This is a genomic window from Pseudomonas sp. ATCC PTA-122608, from assembly GCF_001952855.1.
In the GTDB taxonomy this organism is placed as follows: domain Bacteria; phylum Pseudomonadota; class Gammaproteobacteria; order Pseudomonadales; family Pseudomonadaceae; genus Aquipseudomonas.
The window spans coordinates 385,480-399,462 of the sequence record NZ_LPNO01000035.1; the positions used below are offsets into that span (position 1 = coordinate 385,480).

General features: G+C 61.4%; 13 protein-coding genes. 4 read left to right on the plus strand and 9 right to left on the minus strand.

Going from position 1 to position 13,983, the window contains the following annotated elements:
- The first annotated feature begins 75 nt into the window (after window positions 1–75).
- Both AU074_RS24950 and AU074_RS24955 read left to right on the plus strand, forming a co-directional pair.
- Window positions 76–2,709 (plus strand): glucosidase, encoded by a 2,634-nt coding sequence (locus tag AU074_RS24950; RefSeq protein WP_076016977.1) that lies wholly within the window; start codon window positions 76–78, stop codon window positions 2,707–2,709.
- 169 nt (window positions 2,710–2,878) lie between these two features.
- Window positions 2,879–3,472 (plus strand): hypothetical protein, encoded by a 594-nt coding sequence (locus AU074_RS24955; RefSeq protein WP_076016978.1) that lies wholly within the window; start codon window positions 2,879–2,881, stop codon window positions 3,470–3,472.
- A 68-nt stretch (window positions 3,473–3,540) separates the two neighbouring features.
- Here AU074_RS24955 and AU074_RS24960 read toward each other — a convergent pair whose 3' ends face one another.
- Window positions 3,541–3,855 carry an SCP2 sterol-binding domain-containing protein gene (locus AU074_RS24960; RefSeq protein WP_017479029.1) on the minus strand — a complete coding sequence of 105 codons (315 nt, stop codon included), beginning with the start codon at window positions 3,853–3,855 and terminating at the stop codon, window positions 3,541–3,543.
- A 56-nt stretch (window positions 3,856–3,911) separates the two neighbouring features.
- Window positions 3,912–4,622, minus strand: coding sequence for a histidine phosphatase family protein (locus AU074_RS24965; protein ID WP_076016979.1), 711 nt, complete (start codon window positions 4,620–4,622; stop codon window positions 3,912–3,914).
- Window positions 4,623–4,815: 193 nt separating this feature from the next.
- Here AU074_RS24965 and sohB point away from each other — a divergent pair, with 193 nt between their 5' ends.
- Window positions 4,816–5,841 carry a protease SohB gene (gene sohB, locus AU074_RS24970; RefSeq protein WP_076016980.1) on the plus strand — a complete coding sequence of 342 codons (1,026 nt, stop codon included), beginning with the start codon at window positions 4,816–4,818 and terminating at the stop codon, window positions 5,839–5,841.
- 137 nt (window positions 5,842–5,978) lie between these two features.
- Here the strand turns inward: sohB and AU074_RS24975 are convergent, their stop codons facing one another.
- Both AU074_RS24975 and AU074_RS24980 read right to left on the minus strand, forming a co-directional pair.
- Window positions 5,979–7,508, minus strand: coding sequence for an MFS transporter (locus AU074_RS24975; protein ID WP_076016981.1), 1,530 nt, complete (start codon window positions 7,506–7,508; stop codon window positions 5,979–5,981).
- Complete coding sequence (locus AU074_RS24980) at window positions 7,505–7,990, minus strand: heme-binding protein (RefSeq protein ID WP_076016982.1); 486 nt, start codon at window positions 7,988–7,990, stop codon at window positions 7,505–7,507. Before AU074_RS24980 ends, AU074_RS24975 begins: the two co-directional genes overlap by 4 nt.
- Before the next feature lie 103 nt (window positions 7,991–8,093).
- On the opposite strand from AU074_RS24980, the gene AU074_RS24985 reads away from it, so the two are divergent.
- Window positions 8,094–8,975, plus strand: coding sequence for a LysR family transcriptional regulator (locus AU074_RS24985; RefSeq protein ID WP_076016983.1), 882 nt, complete (start codon window positions 8,094–8,096; stop codon window positions 8,973–8,975).
- A 141-nt stretch (window positions 8,976–9,116) separates the two neighbouring features.
- Here AU074_RS24985 and dhaL read toward each other — a convergent pair whose 3' ends face one another.
- The 5 genes from dhaL to AU074_RS25010 all read right to left on the minus strand — a co-directional run bounded on the left by dhaL (window position 9,117) and on the right by AU074_RS25010 (window position 13,978).
- Complete coding sequence (dhaL, locus tag AU074_RS24990) at window positions 9,117–9,761, minus strand: dihydroxyacetone kinase subunit DhaL (RefSeq protein WP_076016984.1); 645 nt, start codon at window positions 9,759–9,761, stop codon at window positions 9,117–9,119.
- A gap of 3 nt (window positions 9,762–9,764) precedes the next feature.
- Window positions 9,765–10,766 (minus strand): dihydroxyacetone kinase subunit DhaK, encoded by a 1,002-nt coding sequence (locus tag AU074_RS24995; RefSeq protein ID WP_076016985.1) that lies wholly within the window; start codon window positions 10,764–10,766, stop codon window positions 9,765–9,767.
- A gap of 153 nt (window positions 10,767–10,919) precedes the next feature.
- Complete coding sequence (locus AU074_RS25000) at window positions 10,920–12,035, minus strand: alcohol dehydrogenase catalytic domain-containing protein (protein ID WP_063031068.1); 1,116 nt, start codon at window positions 12,033–12,035, stop codon at window positions 10,920–10,922.
- 28 nt (window positions 12,036–12,063) lie between these two features.
- Entirely contained in the window at window positions 12,064–12,819 is a 756-nt protein-coding gene (locus tag AU074_RS25005; protein WP_076016986.1) for an SDR family oxidoreductase, read from the minus strand.
- Between the two features lie 151 nt (window positions 12,820–12,970).
- On the minus strand, window positions 12,971–13,978 hold the full coding sequence (locus AU074_RS25010) for a substrate-binding domain-containing protein (RefSeq protein ID WP_076016987.1): 1,008 nt from the start codon (window positions 13,976–13,978) through the stop codon (window positions 12,971–12,973).
- Window positions 13,979–13,983 lie beyond the last annotated feature (5 nt).

Here is a 13,983-nt window from a genome sequence, read left to right on the forward strand (position 1 = left end):
TTATTAGCTTCACGTGCATCTCACCGCTGATGGGCTCTACACTGGCCGTCACCTCTGAACGCGACGGAAGACTCGATGACGGCACAGCCTGCGACGAACATTCTGAACACGATTGAAGGCCAGCGCCTGGCCACGGATGACGCCGAGCGCTGGCGTGACTGGGGCCCCTACCTGAGCGAGCGGCAATGGGGCACGGTGCGCGAAGACTACAGCGCCGACGGCGATGCCTGGCGCTACTTCCCCCACGAACACGCCCGCAGCCGCGCCTACCGCTGGGGCGAGGATGGCCTGGCGGGCTTCAGCGACAAGGCCCAGCGCTGGTGCCTGGGCCTGGCGCTGTGGAACGAGCACGACGCGATCATCAAGGAGCGTCTGTTCGGCCTGAACAACGCCGAGGGCAACCACGGCGAAGACGTCAAGGAACTGTACTTTTTCGTCGATGGCGTACCGAGCCATGCCTACATGCGCATGCTCTACAAATACCCCCACGCGGCCTTTCCCTACGACGACCTGATCGCCGAAAACGCCCGGCGTGGGCTGGGGGATGCCGAATACGAAATCCTCGATACCGGGGTTTTCGAAGACAACCGCTATTGCGACGTCACGGTGGAATACGCCAAGCACCAGCCCGATGACGTGTTCATGCGCATCACCGTGCACAACCGTTCGGACCAGCCCACACGCTTGCAGGTGCTGCCGCACTTGTGGGCGCGCAACGACTGGAGCTGGACCCACGATGCCCCCAAACCGGAACTGCGGCTGGAGGGCGAGCAGGTGGTGGCGCGGCACCATGAATTGTTTGATCGCCACCTGAGTGCCTGGGGCCAGGACGGTGTGGAATGGTTGTTCTGCGAGAACGAAACCAACTTCCCCAGGCTGGACGGGCAACCTGGGCCGGGGCCGTTCAAGGACGGGATCAACGACTATGTGACCACAGGTTCGGAAGCGGCGATTCGCCGGGACTCGGGCACCAAGGTGGCCGCGCGTTTCATCCTCGAACTTGCGGGCCAGGAAAGCAAAACCCTGTACCTGCGCTTCGCCCCGGCGCAGGCACCGTGGATCAATGCGCGCAAGCTGTTCGAAGAACGCCGTCAGGAGACCGATGATTTCTATGCGGCGCTGCAACAGGGCATCGCCGATGAAGATGCGCGCAACGTACAGCGCCAGGCCCTGGCTGGGTTGCTGTGGTCCAAGCAGCTGTATTACTTCGACGTGAATCAATGGCTCGACGGCGACCCGGCCCAGCCCGCGCCGCCGCCCGAGCGTTTGCATATCCGTAATACCCATTGGCGGCACTTGTCGAATTTCGACATCCTCTCGATGCCCGACACCTGGGAATACCCGTGGTACGCCTCGTGGGACCAGGGTTTCCAGGCGGTGGCGTTTGCCCTGATGGATCCGGGTTACGCCAAGCAGCAACTGCTGCTGTTGGTGAAAGACCGTTTCATGCACCCCAACGGGCAGTTACCGGCTTACGAATGGCGTTTCGACGACGCCAACCCGCCGGTGCATGCCTGGGCCAGTTGGCGGGTGTATCAGCAGGACAAGGCACTGAACGGCGTGGGCGACATGGATTTCCTGGAGCGGATCTTCCACAAGCTGCTGTTGAATTTTTCCTGGTGGGTTAACCGTAAGGACGCCGAGGGCCGCAACCTGTTTCAGGGCGGGTTTCTTGGGCTGGACAACATTGCGCTGTTCGATCGCTCGGCTGATTTGCCGCCGGGTTATCAGTTGGACCAGGCGGACGGCACGGCGTGGGTTGCGGCGTATGCGCTGGATCTGATGCGTATCGGTCTGGAACTGGCCAAGCGCAATGTCGTGTATGTGGATATCGCGGTGAAGTTCTTTGAGCACTTCCTGTATATCGCCGGGGCGATCAACCGGGTGGACGACAGCGCCGAAGGCTTGTGGGATGAGCAGGACCAGTTTTTCTATGACGTGCTGCATCGTCCGGGCGGTGAAAGTGAGCCGGTGCGGTTGCGCTCCATCGTTGGCCTGATGCCGCTGTTTGCGGTGCTGGTGCTGGAGCAGCGTGAGCATGAGGGGCTGGAAGGTTTGCGCGAGCGGTTGCTGGGGTTTATGAAGCATCGGCCGGACCTGGCCAAGCTGGTGTCGCGCTGGAACGAGCCGGGGCAGGGGAATCGATTGTTGCTGGCGTTGTTGCGGGGGGAGCGGACCAAGGATTTGCTGCGGCGCATGCTGGATGAGTCTGAGTTTCTCTCGACGTTTGGTGTGCGGTCGCTGTCGAAAGCGTTCGCTGAGGAGCCGCTGGCGCTGAAGATGAATGGCAATACCCTGTGTGCCCGCTATGAGCCAGCGGAGTCGGATTCGCGGTTGTACGGTGGTAACTCCAACTGGCGTGGGCCGTTGTGGATGCCGGTCAACTACATGTTGATTGAGTCGTTGCGGGAGTTTCATCGGTACTACGCGGATAATTTCTCGGTGGAGTACCCGGCGGGGAGTGGGTATCTGGCTTCGCTGGAGGAGGTTGCCGATGGGCTCAGTCAGCGGTTGACGCGATTGTTTCTGAGGGATGAGAACGGTTCGAGGCCGTCGATGGTCGGGTATGCGCAGTTGGAGGCGGATCCGGCCAGTCGCGATCTGGTGTTGTTTCATGAGTACTTTCATGGCGAGACCGGGCGCGGGTTGGGGGCTTCGCATCAGACGGGATGGAGTGCGCTGGTGGCGCTGTTGTTGCAGCCCCTGTAGGAGCGAGCTTGCTCGCGAAAAACCTGAGGACGCCGCGTTGAATCAGGATGCCAACGTCATCGTTAACCACCTTCGCGAGCAAGCTCGCTCCTACAGGGTGCAACATTTCCATGGATGGGAATGATCAGAATCGGGTAAATTCGTCGCCCCTCATACAAGGATGTAGACAATGGCGAAGGTCGTTGCGCGATTCAGCAGTACGACTCTCTTGAGTGCGTTGCTGATCACCACCAGTATTTTCATGACGTCCCTTTATTCCCGGGCAAGCGCTGCGGCCCCGATGATGATGCATTGCAGTGATTGCAAGAAAGGCGAAACGTTTGACGCGACCCAGTGGTTCAGCAATGGGATGTATCGCCTTGAAACGGATCTCGTCCCCAACCCGATGATCACGATGATCCGCAGAAAGCCGGTGGTCTTCACCGCCAAGGATAACGATCAGTTGATGGAGGCTGCCCTGCGAGGCGTGGGCAATGCCGGTGGCGAGTCGCAGGATGTGATCGCGCTTGAGGCGCAGTGGCCCGTGCTGACCCGCCGCGTGCGCTACTCGTACAGCGTGTTTGTGGCTCCGGATGTGCCGCGGGATCTTTACGATCTGTACGTGCAGGTTGGCCGCAAAAAATTCCTGGTCATGATTGGCCTGGACGTGAACACCGGCGAAATAACCGCAGAGTACGAGGGGCGAGAGATTCGTGTGGGGGATGCCAACGACCCGCAGTACCTGGAGACCTTTGACGAGTTGGACGATGCGGGAACCCGCTAGGCGTTTGCTTCGCCCCTGAAACGACAAGTCCCGCCATTGGCGGGATTTGTCATTTAAAGCAGGCTTGATCAGGCCGGGAACAGCTCGCTCAATTTCATGGCCAGCATCATGTCGCCTTCAGTGCGCAGTTTGCCGCCCATGAATGCCTGCATGCCGTCGGTGGAGCCGTCGACGATGCCTTTCATGGTTTCGCCGTCCATCACCAGGGTGACTTGGGCATCCGGGTTTTCACCTTCCAGCAGTTCGCAGGTTTTGTTTTTCACGACCAGCGAGAAGTTCTGGGTGTCGTCGATACGGAAACCGAACACCAGGTCCAGGCCGTCGGCAGCGGCTGGGTTGAATTTGGCTTTCATTGCTTCTACGGCTTTAGCTACGTCAGTCATGGTTTCGATCCTTTTATGGTGAGTCCAGTGACCTTGGGGTCACGGTTGGCCGCAATTCATCGGAAGGTGATGAGCTGCGGCGCCTTCAACAGTTGCAAGTGGGTATGGCTGTTGAAGGAAGCCAGTGCCACCTCGCGACCACGGAATTTCAGCTGGTTGAGCGAGGTGTTAACAATTTGCCAGTTCAGTTCGAAGGCCTGTGCAGCAGGCATTCGGGTAATCAGGTGGAGCAGGGCAGTGATGGTGCCGCCGGAGGTAAACACGGCGATCTTGTCACTGTTGTCGGCGGCTTCGAGGAGGCGTTGCAGGCCGCCCTGGACACGTTCGACAAACCCCAGCCAGCTTTCCAGGCCCGGCGGGTCGTAGGTGCCGGCCAGCCAGCGTTCGACAATCAGGGAAAAGATGCGCTGGAACTCACCGCGATGCTGCGCGGCGTTGCGCAGGATGTGCAGGGCTTCGGGTTCGCTGTGCAGCAGGTCCGGGAGCAGGGCGCGGATGATCGCCTCGGCATCGAATTCGTTGAATGCGCTGTCGATTTCCAGCGTGGGTACCGGCAGGCCGAGGGCGCTGTATTGTTCGAAGGCGGCGGTGGCGGTGTGCTGCTGACGGCGCAGGTCGCCCGACACGCAGCGGTCGAAGCTCAGGCCCAGTTCCGCCAGGTGGCGGCCCAGCACTTGCGCCTGTTGCACACCGATGGGCGACAGCACGTCGTAGTCGTCTGCACCGAAGGAGGCCTGGCCATGTCGAATCAGGTAGATGCTGCCCACGTCCGTTTTCCCGGTACGTTGAAAGTCTGGCGAGGTTATGAGGATGCCGGGAAGCTGTCAATGAAAAAACATACGCTTGTTTTAAAAGCTCGTTAGAGGCCCGTTGCTGGCGGTTTGATCACTGGCCCCATGGCGGTGGCGTCGGTATGCTTGGGCAATCCGCGCCTGGCGCACTGCACTTGTAAGGAGTCACATGGATTTTCTGGCCGAGTACGCTACTTTCCTGGCTAAAACCGTCACCCTGGTCGTCGCCATCCTGGTGGTGCTGATCAGTTTTGCAGCGCTGCGCAGCAAGGGCCGCCGTAAAGCCGCCGGCCAGTTGCAGGTCAGCAAGCTCAATGATTTCTACAAAGGCCTGCGTGAGCGCCTGGAGCAGACCTTGCTCGACAAGGACCAGCTCAAGGCATTGCGCAAGTCCGAAAGCAAAACCGAAAAGAAGAACAGCAAGAAGAAACCCGAAGCCAAGCCTCGGGTGTTCGTGCTGGATTTCGACGGCGACATCAAGGCCTCGGCCACTGAAAGCCTGCGCCATGAAATCACCGCACTGCTGAGCCTGGCCACGCCCAAGGACGAAGTGGTGCTGCGCCTCGAAAGCGGCGGCGGCATGGTCCACAGCTACGGCCTGGCGTCGTCGCAACTGGCGCGTATCCGCGAGGCGGGCGTGCCGTTGACCGTGTGCATCGACAAGGTCGCGGCCAGCGGCGGCTACATGATGGCGTGCATCGGCGAGAAGATCATCAGCGCACCGTTTGCGATCCTTGGCTCAATCGGCGTGGTGGCGCAGTTGCCCAACGTCAATCGCCTGCTGAAGAAGCACGACATCGACTTCGAAGTGCTGACCGCCGGCGAATACAAACGCACCCTGACGGTGTTTGGCGAAAACACCGAGAAGGGCCGCGAGAAGTTCCAGGAAGACCTGGACATCACCCATCAACTGTTCAAGAACTTCGTGTCGCGCTATCGCCCGCAGTTGGCCATTGATGATGTGGCCACCGGTGAAGTCTGGCTGGGTGTCGCGGCACTGGACAAGCAACTGGTAGATCAGTTGCAAACCAGCGACGAATACCTGGCGACCAAGGCCAAGACTGCCGAAGTGTTCCACCTGCACTATGCCGAGCGTAAAAGCCTGCAAGAGCGGGTTGGCCTGGCGGCCAGCGGCTCGGTAGACCGCGTGTTGCTGACCTGGTGGAGCCGCCTGACCCAGCAGCGATTCTGGTAACAATTCAACTGACTGTTGAAGATCAAAATGTGGGAGCGGGCTTGCTCGCGAAGGCGGTGTGTCAGTCACATATGTATTGACTGACACACCGCCTTCGCGAGCAAGCCCGCTCCCACATTGGTTTTGTGTTGATCACATTACCGAGCTAGTAGTGAGGCCTGCGGCACCGCCGGTATGGGATGCCGCATAAACGATCCCACCACCAGCGCCCCCAGCAAACCCAACAACCCCGCCACCCACAACACCACGCTGAACCCGCCGACAAACGCCTGCCGCGCCAGTGGCTGCACCCTCCCTCGTGCCGTTTCAGGCAGCAGCGCCATGGCCGCCGGCATATCACCCGCCACCACCCGTGAAGCAATCCCCGCAACCTGTTCCTGCCACTGCGAGCCCAGGCTCGTGTGCAGCAACTGTTCGCTATGGCTGCTCAACAATGCCCCATACACGCCGATGGCCAACATGATCGCGCTGAAGCGCATGGTTGTGCTCATACCCGACGCCATTCCCGCGCGGTCCCGTGGCACGCAGGCCATGATGTTTTTCTGGGTGTCGCCATTGAGCAGCCCGGCACCGGCCCCGGTGACCGCTATCGCCAGGGCGAACGGCAGATAACCCCCGACATTCACCGCCCAGGCACTCAGCAGGTTGCCGCATCCCACCAACGTCAGTCCCGTCGCCATCATCGTTGCCGGGGCAAAGCGGCTGGCCAGGCGTGCGCCAATCCGTGGGCAGATCAGCATGGTCATGGCAAACGGCAGCATGCCCAAACCCGAGGCGATCGCGGAGAACCCCAGGCCGTTTTGCAGGTAGAACGGCAGCAACGTCATCATCACCTGGGCGCAGCCGGCGTAGGCGAACATCCCCAGCAGCGCACCGATGAAACGCGGGTGCTTAAATAACTGAAGGTCCACCATGGGTCGCTGTTGCAAGCGTTCGGCGAGTACAAACAAACCCAACAACGCCGCACCGCCCAGCAGCCGCGCGTAAGTCAGCGGGTTGTCCCAGCCGATTCGGTTTGCTTCGATCAGGCCCCAGATCAAACACAGCAAGCTGGCGCTGAAGGTCAGGCTGCCCCAGGGATCAAGCCTGGCGGACTGGGCGTCGCGAGACTCAGGAATCGCGCGCAGCACCAACCCCATCAACACCAGGCCGACCGGCAAATTGAGATAGAAAATCCAGCGCCAGCCCAGGTACTGGGTGATCAAACCGCCGAGGGTTGGCGCGGCGGTCATTGCCACGCCCATGCACGCGCCCCAGAAAGCCCAGGCCTTGGCGCGCTCCACTTCGTCGTGAAACGTATGGCCGATGGACGCCAGGGCCGAGGTCAGCAGCAGCGCCGCACCGACACCTTTGACGGCGCGGGCGATATCCAGGAACAACGCAGTCGGCGCCGCGCCGCAACCGATGGACGCGAGAATGAAAATACTCAGGCCCCAGATCAGGGTCTTCTTGCGCCCAAAGCGGTCGGCGATGCTCCCGGCCGGCAATAACAGGGCGGCGAAGGCCAGCATGTAGGCGCTGACCACCCATTCGATATCGGCAAAATTCGCCCCCAGGTCCCGGGCGATGCTCGGCAGGGTCACGGCGACGATATTGGTGTCGAGCACGATCAGCGAACAGACCCCGGAGGCAGTCAGCAGCGTGACACGTGGGCTGACTTTGCTCATGGTTGCACCGAAGCCACCGCCGCCAGGGCGATTTCATCATCGTGGGCCGGGGTGTCTGCGCTGATGCCGATGGCGCCCACTACCTGGCCTTCGAGGATGATTGGCTGTGCGCCTTTCATCATCAGCAGGCCGGCGGTGACGGCTGCCTGGCGCCCGCCGTTGATGGCGTTTTCCAGATCGGCCGACGGCCGTTTGAACAGCGCCGAGGTGCGCGCCTTGCCTTGGGCCAATTCAATCCCGGCGACCACCGGAGCGCCGTCCATGCGGGTGGTGAGGATCGGCCAGCCGCCATCGTCGACAATCGCCAGCGCGCAGGGCCAGCCTTTTTCAGCGGCCGCTTTACGGGCCTGCGCGGCGATCTGCTGGGCGGTGGCGAGGGTCAGTATTGCCTTGTGGGCAATGGTGGCCTTTGGTTCGGCGGCCATTGCCGAGGGCAGGGCGGCCAGCCCCGCGAGTGCCAGTATCAGGGATTTGACTAACATGGGGGTGCCTCTCTACTGTGAGCGTGCGCCCAGCTTAGTCGCGCCGAGTCCTGGCTTTATTAGGCGTAATAGTGATCTTCATTACCTTTGAGCTAATCCTGCGATGGAAATACGTCATTTCCGCTACTTTCTGGCGGTTGCCCGGCAACGCAATTTCACTCGGGCCGCCGAACAGCTGGGCATCGCCCCGCCGACCCTGAGTCGGCAGATCCAGGACATGGAAAACACCCTCGGTACGCGCTTGTTTATCCGCCAGCAGCGCGAAGTCAGCCTCACCGAAGCGGGTGCGGCGCTGTTGATCGAGGCTGAGGCCACGGTGCGGCAGTTCGAATTCGCTCAGCGCAATGCCCAGCGTGCCGGGCGCGGTGAGATTGGTCACATTGAATTGAGGTACGTTGCGTCGGCGGTCTATTCAGGCCTGTTGCAGCGCCAGGTGCAGTCGTTCTGTGGGGACTTCCCCGACGTGAGCCTGAGCGTGCGCGAAAGCCCGATGGCGACGTTGCCGGGGCTGGTCGCGGACGGGCGCTTCGATATTGGCTATATCCGCTCGCCGATGACATTACCCGAGGGCGTCGAGGCGGTGCGCTTGAACAGCGAAGGGTTTGTGTTGGCGTTGCCGCAGGATTCCTGGCTGCTGGGATTAAAGGCGATCAGTTGCGAGCATCTGCAAAACGAGACCTTTATCTTGCCCGAGCAGATCAGCGGCACGCTGCAGGTGGCGGCGCAGGGTGGTTATGCGCCTCGGTTGGGGCCGCAGCCGGGCGGGTTGGTGGCGGTGATTGCGTTGGTGTCACTGGGGCAGGGCGTGGCGGTGGTGCCGGAGTCGGTGGTGGGGCATGTGAGCTTGCCGAACGTGGTGTACCGCACGATTGAAGGCAGTGAGGCGTCGTCGTGGCTGTCGCTGATTCACCGGCGCTTTGAAAAGGCGCCGGCGGTGGCGCGGTATATCGAGCAGGTCAGGCAGAGAGCTAAGTTAGAGATCTGATCGCGGCGGGTTGGGTGCTTTGCGGGTTAATTGTGTTGCTGCCTTCGCGAGCAAGCCCGCTCCCACATTTGACCGAGTTTCCTCTTTGGAATGCGCTCGAATGTGGGAGCGGGCTTGCTCGCGAAAGGGCCCTCTCAGACGCTACACCAACCTCGGTTGAACCGAATCCGCCAGCCTTGTCAGTATCAAGCAGCACGACACGGCTCCGGCATCCAGCACACCCAGCGAGCGCTCGCCCAGGCGGCTGGCGCGACCAATTTTTGCCACCAGATCCTTGGTGGAATCTCGCCCCCGCGACGCCGCACTTTTCATCGCGTCCAGCGCCTCACTGAACGACGCCCCCGACCCATGGGCCTGCTCAAACGCCTCCACCGCCGGAATCAAGGTGTCCATCAAACACTTGTCACCCACGCCGGCTTCGGTGATGTCCTGCAACGACGTCAGCCCGCCCCGTAGCAAATGCGCAAAGGTCGCCGCATCAATCTCTTCGCTGCCCCGCACCTCATCCGCCATGCCGATAAACAGGCTGCCATACAGCGGCCCCATGGAGCCGCCGATGCCTTCCATCAGGCTCAGCGTCAACTCGTCCAACGCTTCGGCCAGGGTCAACTGGCGGCCTTCAATGGTGCGCCCGCAATGGGCGAACCCCTTGGCCATGTTGATGCCGTGGTCGCCATCGCCAATGGCACCGTCGACTTCGCTCAGGTACTCGCGGTTGGCAACGATCACGCTCACCAGGTCGGCAACGATGGCGCTGCCGTCATGGGTGGAGAAATGCTGGCTCATGGTTTATTCCGCCTGGGTCATGCCGATGGAGCGGCAGGGTTGGTCGATCAGGGTTTTCAGCTCGGCGTCCAGGCCCAGCAAGGTCAGGGTCACGCCCATCATTTCCAGGGAGGTGAAGTAGTTGCCCACGTAGCAGCGGTGAATCTTCAAACCTCTGGCCTGCAGCTGACGTTCAACCTCGGCATAGAAAATGTAAAGTTCCATCACCGGCGTCGCGCCCAGACCCGAGACCAGCACCACCACGCTGTCATCCTGGCTGAAGTCGCGGTCGGCGAGAATCGGCGCAAGCATGCGTGCGGCCATGGCTTCGGCGGATTCGATGGCGATCACTTCGATGCCCGGCTCGCCGTGGTGGCCGATGCCCAACTCCATCTGCCCGTCAGGAATCTGGAAGTTCGGCTTGCCCACCGCCGCGATGGTGCAGGGCGTGAGGCCGATGCCGATGGAGCGGCAGTTGTCGACGGCCTTCTGGGCGACACGAATCACCCCGTCCAGATCGTAATGCTGGGCAGCAGCTGCACCGCCGACCTTCCACATGAAGATCTCGCCTGCCACCCCGCGGCGCTTGGCAATGTCGGCCTTGGGCGCCGAGGCCACGTCGTCGTTGGCGACCACGGTGCGGATCTGCATGTCCTTGCTGGCGGCCATTTTCATTGCCAGCTTCACGTTCATGTTGTCGCCGGCGTAGTTGCCGTACAGGCACGCCACGCCAGCGCCGTGGTCGGCGGCGCGGAAGGCGTCGAAGAAGCTTTTGGCGGTGGGCGAGGAGAAGATTTCGCCGACGGCCACGGCGTCTACCAGGCCGGGGCCGACATAGCCGAGAAAGGCCGGTTCATGCCCGGAACCGCCGCCGGTCACGATGCCCACGCGGCCCTGTGGCGACGGCTTGGCCTTGCCGATCACCCGTGGATTGGTTTCGTATTGGCGCAGCTCGGGGTGCGCGACCAAGATGCCCCGCAGCATGTCCTCGACCACCTGATCCGGATCGTTTATCACTCGATTCATAACGCGGTTTCCTGTTTTTGTTTTGATCAACTGTAGGAGCGAGCTTGCTCGCGAAAAACCAGAGAGCGCCGCGTTGATTCAGGACGCGAGCATTATCGTTAACGACTTTCGCGAGCAAGCTCGCTCCTACAGTAAAAGCGGTTTTGGCGTGTTTCAGGGTTCCAGCACGACTTTAAGCGACTTGTCCCCGCGTTCCATCACCGCAAACGCTTCCTTGAAGTCCGCCAGGGCAAATTTGTGGGTCACCACGTCGCGCATGTCGATCTTGCGGTTACCGATAAAGTCGATGGCGCGCGGGTACATATACGGTCCGAGGTGTGAGCCCAGCACGTCCAGTTCCTTGCGGTCGCCGATGATCGACCAGTCCACCGTGGCCTCGTCGTTGAACACGCTGAACTCCACAAAGCGCCCCAGCTTGCGCAGCATCGCCAGGCCCTGGTTCACCGCCTTGTGGTGCCCGGTGGCTTCGATGTAAATGTCGCAACCGTAGCCATCGGTGATTTCGCGAATCTTCGCCATCACGTCGACTTCGGCCGGGTTCCACACTTCATCCGCACCCATGCGCAGGGCGAGGGCGGCGCGCTCGGGTTTCATGTCGAGCACGATGAGTTTTTTCGGGTTGCGCATGCGCACCGCGCCGATGATCCCCAGGCCCAACGTACCGGCGCCGGCCACCACCACGATGTCGTCGAAATCCACATTGGCTCGCTCCGCTGCGTGCAGCGAGCAGGCCAGCGGTTCGATCAGGATGGCTTCGTCCGGGGCAATCGAGTCCGGGACTTTGTGGATGATGCCTTCCTTGGTGAAGATCATGTACTGGGCCATGGCGCCCTGGACGTTGTTCTGGAAACCGTACAAGTCGTGTTTCTGGCACATCCAGTACTGGCCGTGGTTGCAGAAGCGGCAGCCCCAGCACGGCACGATCTGTTCGGAAATCACCCGGTCGCCGACCTTCACTCCACGCTTTTCCGCGCCTGGGCCAAGGGCAACCACGCGGCACACGAATTCGTGGCCGGGAATCATCGGCGGCTTCACATAGCGCGGCTGCTCGGCGTCACCCCAGAACGACGGCGCGCCGCGATAGGTCTTGATGTCGCCCATGCAGATGCCGCACAGCTCGACCTTGGTCAGGATCTCGTCGGGGCCGGGCGTCGGTACATCGACGGTCTCCAGGCGATAGTCTTCGGGGCCATGGCAGACCACGGCCTGCATGGTTTTCGGAATGACGGGTGACAGTTGCTCGGGCGTGCGTTCGGTAACGGTAGACATGACGATAAACCTCACGACAAAAGATGAATTACTGGATGCTGTAGCCGCCGTCGATCACCACGTTCTCGCCGGTGATCATTTGTGCGGCGTCGCTGAGCAGGTACAACGCCAGCCCGGCGATTTCTTCCGGCTGGGCAAAGCGGCCCGCCGGGATCTGCAATTTGGCCCGTTCCCCCAGCTCGCCGGCCCAGGCCTTTTTGCCCAGGGCCGTTTCGACGATGGTCGGGGAGATGGCGTTGACGTTGATGTGGGGCGCCCATTCCATGGCCAATACCTTGGTCATGCCGACCACGGCGGCCTTGCTGGCGCAGTACGCGACGTGACGGTCCAGGCCGATCACCGCCGCTTGGGAGGCGAGGTTGACGATGCGCCCGCTGCCCTGGGCCAGCATGTGTTTGGCGCAGGCCTGGGCCACGAAAAAGCTGGCCTTGAGGTTGATGTCGAGGGTGGTGTCCCAGGCGTTTTCGCTGACGTCCAGGGCCTTGTCCAGCAGCGCGACGCCGGCGCTGTTGACCAGGTAATCCAGGCGTTTGAAGTGATCGAATACGTAGTCGACGGTGCTGTGCACCTGGTCGAGTTGGCGCAGGTCCACGGCGATGCCGATGTTCCCGGCACCGAGGCTGGCGGCGACTTCGACCACGGCCGGGTCACGGTCGAGCAGGGCGACGCGTGCGCCGCGTTCCACCAGCAGGCTGGCACAAGCCAGACCGATCCCGGCGGCCCCGCCGGTGATCACGGCGCAGCGGCCGGTGAGGTCGAAGGCTTGATTCCAGAATCCAGACATGAACATGACTCCATTTTTCAGATCGGTGGAGATCCAATGTGGGAGCGGGCTTGCTCGCGAAAGCGGTGTATCAGGTGGCACATCTGTTGAATGATCCACCGCTTTCGCGAGCAAGCCCGCTCCCACACTTGACCAGGTTTCAAGTCAAAACTTACTTCGTGCCGCTGACCTGCTGATACAGCGCATCCGCATTCGCATTGGTCACCGGCACCCACGGCAGGATGTAGTTCTTGGCGGTGCCGTCACCCCATTTCACGTCTTTGCCGTAGCGTTCCCAGATCACCGACTGCGGCTTGTAATCCTTGCCGGCCAGCGCCCGCAGCGCCACATCCAGCGCGCCTTGAGACTGGGCCTGGGCGTCTTGCAGGAAGGTGGTCACCTCATCTTTCTTCGCCGCCTGGATCGCATCCGGCATGCCGTCGATGGAGGTCACCGGTACGTCCTTGGAGGTCAGCCCATGGGACTTCAATGCCTGCACCGCGCCGAGGGCCATGTCATCGTTTTGCGCGATTACCCCGTTGATGCCTTTGGGGTGGGCGTTCAGCCAGTCTTCAGTCAGGGCCAGGGCCTGGGCGCGGTCCCAGTTGGCGGTTTTCTTCTCGATGATCTTGATGTCCGGGTGCTTGCCCAGCACTTCCATCTCGCCCTTTTCCCGGTCGATCTGTGCCGACTGGCCAATCGGGCCCTGGATGATCACGACGTTGCCTTTGCCCTTGAGTTTGTCGACCATGGCCTGGGCCTGGAGGCGGCCGCCTTCCACGTCGTCGTTGCCGACATAAGGCACGTTGGCGTCAGCCACCTTGGTGTTGGAGGCGATCACCACCACGTCATTGCTAATGGCAGCCTTCACGGTGCCGACGCCGGCCTTGGTGTCGATCGGTACAAACAGGATCGCGTCGTAGTGCTGGGTCACCATGTTTTCAATCTGGTTGTTCTGGGTCAGGGCGTCGTAGTTGCCGTCGAACACGGTCAGTTGCACGGTGCCGTCCTTGACCGCCGGGTGTTCCTTCAGCTCGCGCACCCAGTTCTGCATGAACTGGCCCTTGAGGCCGTACACCGCGGCGCCGATCTTGTAGGTCTTGCCATCGGCAGCCAGGGCAATGCTGCTGGCGAGCAGGGAGAGTGCCGCGACGGCGGCCAGGGAAATACCAACTTTCATGATGA